Source organism: Vibrio sp. 10N.247.310.17, from assembly GCF_041466605.1.
In the GTDB taxonomy this organism is placed as follows: Bacteria; Pseudomonadota; Gammaproteobacteria; order Enterobacterales; family Vibrionaceae; genus Vibrio; species Vibrio tasmaniensis_A.
On the sequence record NZ_JBFSTC010000060.1, the window covers coordinates 1 to 4,854 of the forward strand.

At 43.6% G+C, this 4,854-nt stretch carries 5 protein-coding genes and 1 tRNA gene; 2 read left to right on the forward strand and 4 right to left on the reverse strand.

What is annotated here, in order from left to right:
• Positions 1–6: 6 nt before the first annotated feature.
• The 4 genes from AB6D80_RS15960 to mutY form a co-directional block, all read right to left on the reverse strand.
• A tRNA-Phe gene (locus AB6D80_RS15960) sits at positions 7–82 on the reverse strand.
• A 103-nt stretch (positions 83–185) separates the two neighbouring features.
• A complete protein-coding gene (mltC, locus tag AB6D80_RS15965) occupies positions 186–1,319 on the reverse strand; it encodes a membrane-bound lytic murein transglycosylase MltC (protein ID WP_122047413.1) in 1,134 nt (377 codons plus the stop codon).
• Positions 1,320–1,388: 69 nt separating this feature from the next.
• Complete coding sequence (locus AB6D80_RS15970) at positions 1,389–1,661, reverse strand: oxidative damage protection protein (protein WP_004735465.1); 273 nt, start codon at positions 1,659–1,661, stop codon at positions 1,389–1,391.
• A gap of 28 nt (positions 1,662–1,689) precedes the next feature.
• Positions 1,690–2,751 carry an A/G-specific adenine glycosylase gene (mutY, locus tag AB6D80_RS15975; protein WP_122056339.1) on the reverse strand — a complete coding sequence of 354 codons (1,062 nt, stop codon included), beginning with the start codon at positions 2,749–2,751 and terminating at the stop codon, positions 1,690–1,692.
• Between the two features lie 165 nt (positions 2,752–2,916).
• Between mutY and trmB the strand changes: the two genes are divergently transcribed.
• Together trmB and glsB are read left to right on the forward strand one after the other, a co-directional pair.
• Entirely contained in the window at positions 2,917–3,636 is a 720-nt protein-coding gene (gene trmB / locus AB6D80_RS15980; RefSeq protein ID WP_004735468.1) for a tRNA (guanosine(46)-N7)-methyltransferase TrmB, read from the forward strand.
• Positions 3,637–3,823: 187 nt separating this feature from the next.
• A complete protein-coding gene (glsB, locus tag AB6D80_RS15985) occupies positions 3,824–4,744 on the forward strand; it encodes a glutaminase B (protein WP_372189025.1) in 921 nt (306 codons plus the stop codon).
• Positions 4,745–4,854 lie beyond the last annotated feature (110 nt).

The following is a 4,854-nucleotide window of genomic DNA, read 5'->3' on the forward strand; positions in this document are numbered from 1 at the left end:
AAATTGTGGTGCCCGGAGGCGGAATCGAACCACCGACACGAGGATTTTCAATCCTCTGCTCTACCGACTGAGCTATCCGGGCAACGGAGCGCTATTAAACGGATTTTCTGCATAACCGTCAACACCTTTTTTGAAAATAACTAAAAAAAACGTTAGTTAGTTGTTTTTTTATTCAAAAGTGAGGCTTACGTTTTACCTTGGTTAAAATCTTTCTTGAATTTTGTTACTTTCTCTAAGTATCGGCGCGACTCTTTATTGGGATGTTTCTTTGTTAGTGCCCAGTAAGCTTGACTCGGTTGCAATGAATTTAAGTCACGCATTGCTCGCTTTCTATCCTTACTGAAAGTATTGAGCACGCCACCAGTGCCGCCGTTGTATGCAGAGATCATACTGTACTCAAGCGTGGTTGGGTGTTTTACGTCTTTTAAATAACGATTTTTAAGGATGTAAAAGTATGCGGTGCCTGCATCAATGTTGTTTTCTGGATTGAATAAGTACTCAGGACTTGGTTCTCCAGGTTTCTTTTTAACGAGCTTAAAGACATCTCGGCCAGCGGTTTTAGGTACCACCTGCATAAGACCATAAGCATTTGCCCAGCTCACCGCGTAAGGATTGAAGCTGCTTTCTGTCTTGATGATTGCATAGATCAAGTCTTCAGGGATGTCATAGCGTTGAGATGCTCGTTGTACTATGTCGGCATACTTATAACTACGTTTGCTCGCATGATCTGCCACCATTGGGATTTCGACGTAGTAGGCTTTTTTAAAGTCTACCTCTTTGGTTTTTAGGTTATTGGCGATCAGGTAATCTGCGAATTTGTTAGCACGCCATGTCCATTGGATGGGCTTTTTCTCTTGGTCTACGACTTGGTTGTAGAGGAAAGGTTGACCTTCTAGCTTTATACTTTTGGACGAAAATAGATCGACATGAGCTGGATCATCGGGTGTCAGGAGCGTCGTCATGATCGCATTTTTGAGGTGCTTTTTAGGATCTGTTAAGGAGACGGTTTCTACCGTTATGATACCTTGACTGAAGTTAACTTCTGAACGGCTTAGATAATTGTCTATGTATTTCACATAGTTACTCTTACCTGCCATCTTTACTTCATTGCTGCCCCAGCGCTTTTGGATATTGCCTGAAAAGCTACTAATCAAAGCATCCAACGCACCAGTATCTTTTTCAAATTGTCCTGGTAGTTCTGCCAAATTACTTACAAACCGGTTGGTTGGTTCGTAGTTAACATCATAAATGCTTTCGACAAATTCACGACTGCACCCAGTTAACAACATGGCTGTTAGGAAGTAACTTAGCTTTTTCATAGTTCCTCATACAAAAATGACATCGCAGCGTTAACCATGATGTCATTAAAATTTGCTTAAATAAATGTCTTATTCGCTTGGTGGAGTGTAGCCATCAATAACGACATCTTTACCTTCAAAAAGGAAGTTAACCATCTCAGTTTCAAGAAGTTTACGATGTTCAGGATCCATCATGTTTAGCTTCTTCTCATTGATAAGCATGGTTTGTTTGCTTTGCCATTGTCCCCAAGCTTCTTTAGATATGTTGTCAAAGATACGCTTACCTAAGTCACCTGGGTAAAGTTGAAAATCTAGGCCTTCAGCATCTTTTTGAAGGCGAGCACAAAATACAGTGCGGCTCATAGTGGTTCCTCTTATCGCGTTCGTTGATTCAAACGTCGTCGTTCAGTTCAAAGGGTAGGCTCTCAATAAGCTGCTTTACAGGAGCTGCTAGGCCAATTTCTTCCGGTTTTGATAAGTTATACCAGAGACCTTTAGTCCCTTCCATTATCAAATCTGGTTGTTTATCTAATTTTACTAATACAGGTGTGATATCTAAGTGGTAGTGGCTGAAAGTATGTCGAAACGCAATCATGGTCTTGATCGAATCGGTTTCGTTGTCTTTGATCGAACGAAGATCTAATTGATGTTCGATCTCTGCGTTTTCATTTTGAGGGAAACAGAATAGTCCTCCCCAGATACCAGATTGAGGGCGTTGTTCGAGCCATACTTGATTGTTGTGGTACAGAATCACAAACCATGTTTCTTTTATCGGCTTTTCTTTCTTAGGTTTCTTACCAGGGAAATCGAGCTGTCTATCGAGCTTCTTAGCTTCACACATGCTTTCAATCGGGCATAAGGTACATTTGGGTTTGCTACGGGTACAAACCATCGCCCCCATATCCATCATGGCTTGATTGTACTTATCGACATCTTGATTGGGAGTGTGTGCTTCTGCGTGTTCCCAAAGCTGGTTCTCGACTTTCTTTTGCCCCGGCCAACCTTCTACTGCGAAGCTTCTCGCCAAGGTACGCTTGACGTTGCCATCAAGAATCGCATGAGGGAGTTTATGCACAGAGGACAGCACTGCTGCGGCAGTAGAGCGTCCAATACCCGGTAGCGCGTTCATATCTTCGATAGAAAGCGGAAATTCACCACCGTATTGCTCGGCAACAATCTTGGCAGCCTTGTGCAAGTTACGAGCTCGCGCGTAATAGCCAAGCCCTGTCCATAGGTGCAGCACCTCATCTTGTTCGGCGTTCGCTAGGTCAATAACCGTTGGAAAGCGCTCTAAGAAGCGCTGGTAGTATGGAATCACCGTGGCTACTTGAGTCTGCTGAAGCATGATTTCAGATAGCCAAACGGTGTAGGCGGTTTTGTTTTGTTGCCAAGGTAATTCTTTGCGCCCAAAGGCGTCATACCACTTTAATATGGCGGTTGCGAAAGGAGTCACGACATGCTCTATGCTTTGCTATTATTAGGAGTGAAATTGCACCACACTTACGGTTGGATGTAAAACAGACAAATTGTGTGGGAATTTATCCACGGAAAGACTTGCACCGGAGGCAATTCTTTGGATAATCCCCGCTTTGATTAATCAATGTGCAGGCAAAAATCAATGAGTGAAGTGACCACTAACGAATATACTGAAGACGGCAAACTGGTTCGTAAGATCCGTAGTTTTGTTCGCCGCGAAGGCCGCTTAACAAAAGGCCAAGAAAACGCGATGAACGAATGTTGGCCAACAATGGGTATCGACTACAACCCAGAACTTCTTAATTGGAAAGAAGTGTTTGGCAACGACAACCCTGTTGTACTAGAAATTGGCTTCGGTATGGGTGCATCACTGGTTGAAATGGCAAAGAATGCGCCTGAGAAAAACTTCTTAGGTATTGAAGTTCACAGCCCAGGTGTTGGTGCGTGTTTAGGTACAGCTCGCGATGCTGGCGTAACTAACCTGCGTGTAATGTGTCACGATGCAGTAGAAGTATTTGAACACATGATCCCAGACAGCAGCCTGCATACACTGCAACTATTCTTCCCTGACCCATGGCATAAAGCTCGTCACCACAAACGTCGTATCGTTAAGGCTGAGTTTGCAGAGATGGTTCGCGGTAAACTGCAACTTGATACTGGTATTTTCCACATGGCAACAGACTGGGAAAACTACGCAGAACATATGATTGAAGTGATGAACGTAGCTCCAGGTTTCGAGAATATCGCGGAAGATGGTGATTACATTCCTCGTCCAGACGAGCGTCCACTGACTAAGTTTGAAGCTCGTGGCCACCGTTTAGGTCATGGTGTTTGGGACATTAAGTTCAAGCGTACTAAGTAATTCTGAATCAAATTAAGTGAAGGTGAATCCGACTTAGGATTAACCCCTACACTTTATGGGATTGATAAAAGCCAACATTATTGTAGTGTTGGCTTTTTTGTCCTTAGGCTTTTATTGCGATAAAGGTTTAAGGACAGAAAGTAATGTCGTACCCCCTACAAAAATAACAATAAAGAAGTAAGCACATATGAAACCAAATCAAGCTATTTTGGCCGAGATTTTAGATGAAGTTCGCCCTTTAATTGGTCAGGGAAAGGTCGCTGATTATATTCCTGCATTGGCTCGTGTATCGAACCAGAAATTGGCGATTGCGGTATACACCAATGAAGGTGAAGTCATTCAAGCTGGCGATGCTGATGAAGCCTTTTCCGTGCAATCAATCTCTAAAGCTTTAAGCCTGACGTTGGCGATGGTGTTGTATAAGCCGGAAGAAATTTGGCAACGCGTTGGAAAGGAGCCTTCAGGACAAGCCTTTAACTCGATGATTCAGCTTGAGATGGAACACGGCATCCCTCGTAACCCGTTTATTAATGCTGGCGCAATTGTCGTTGCCGACTTATTACAAAGCCGTCTATCAGCACCAAGACACCGTTTATTAGAATTTGTCCGTCAGCTATCAGGTGATACACATATCGTGTATGACAAGGTTGTGGCGGCTTCTGAGATGATGCACAGCGATCGTAATGCTGCTATCGCTTACTTGATGCGTTCATTTGGTAATTTTGAGAACGATGTTATTCCCGTACTCAACAATTACTTTCATGCTTGTGCGCTTAAAATGACCTGTGTGGATTTGGCGAAGACCTTTAGTTATTTGGCGAACAAAGGTGTGTCGGTTCAAACCAAGAAAGAGATCATTACGCCTGTTCAAACTAAGCAGTTGAATGCTCTGCTTGCGACATGTGGTTTGTACGATGGGGCGGGAGAGTTTGCTTATCGTGTTGGTATGCCAGGAAAGTCTGGTGTCGGTGGCGGGATTATTACGATTGTTCCTGGCGAAATGACGATCGCGGTATGGTCTCCAGAACTGGACGCGTCGGGTAATTCACTGGCGGGAACTCAGGCTTTAGAATTGCTCTCTGAGCGTATTGGACGTTCTATTTTTTAGAAGAAAGATGCGAGCACGGACTTCGTCCTATAGAGCGCTTCGCTTCGAGAAAGATTTTTACAATAAAAAGGGTTGACCCTAAAGCCAACCCTTATGCAATACTTCTCGAA

Excerpts from the sequence above, each read along its gene's own strand:
- glsB (WP_372189025.1), top strand. The coding sequence starts at position 3,824 with ATGAAACCAAATCAAGCTATTTTGGCCGAGATTTTAGATGAAGTTCGC.
- AB6D80_RS15970 (WP_004735465.1), bottom strand. The coding sequence starts at position 1,661 with ATGAGCCGCACTGTATTTTGTGCTCGCCTTCAAAAAGATGCTGAAGGC.
- mltC (WP_122047413.1), bottom strand. The coding sequence starts at position 1,319 with ATGAAAAAGCTAAGTTACTTCCTAACAGCCATGTTGTTAACTGGGTGC.
- trmB (WP_004735468.1), top strand. The coding sequence starts at position 2,917 with ATGAGTGAAGTGACCACTAACGAATATACTGAAGACGGCAAACTGGTT.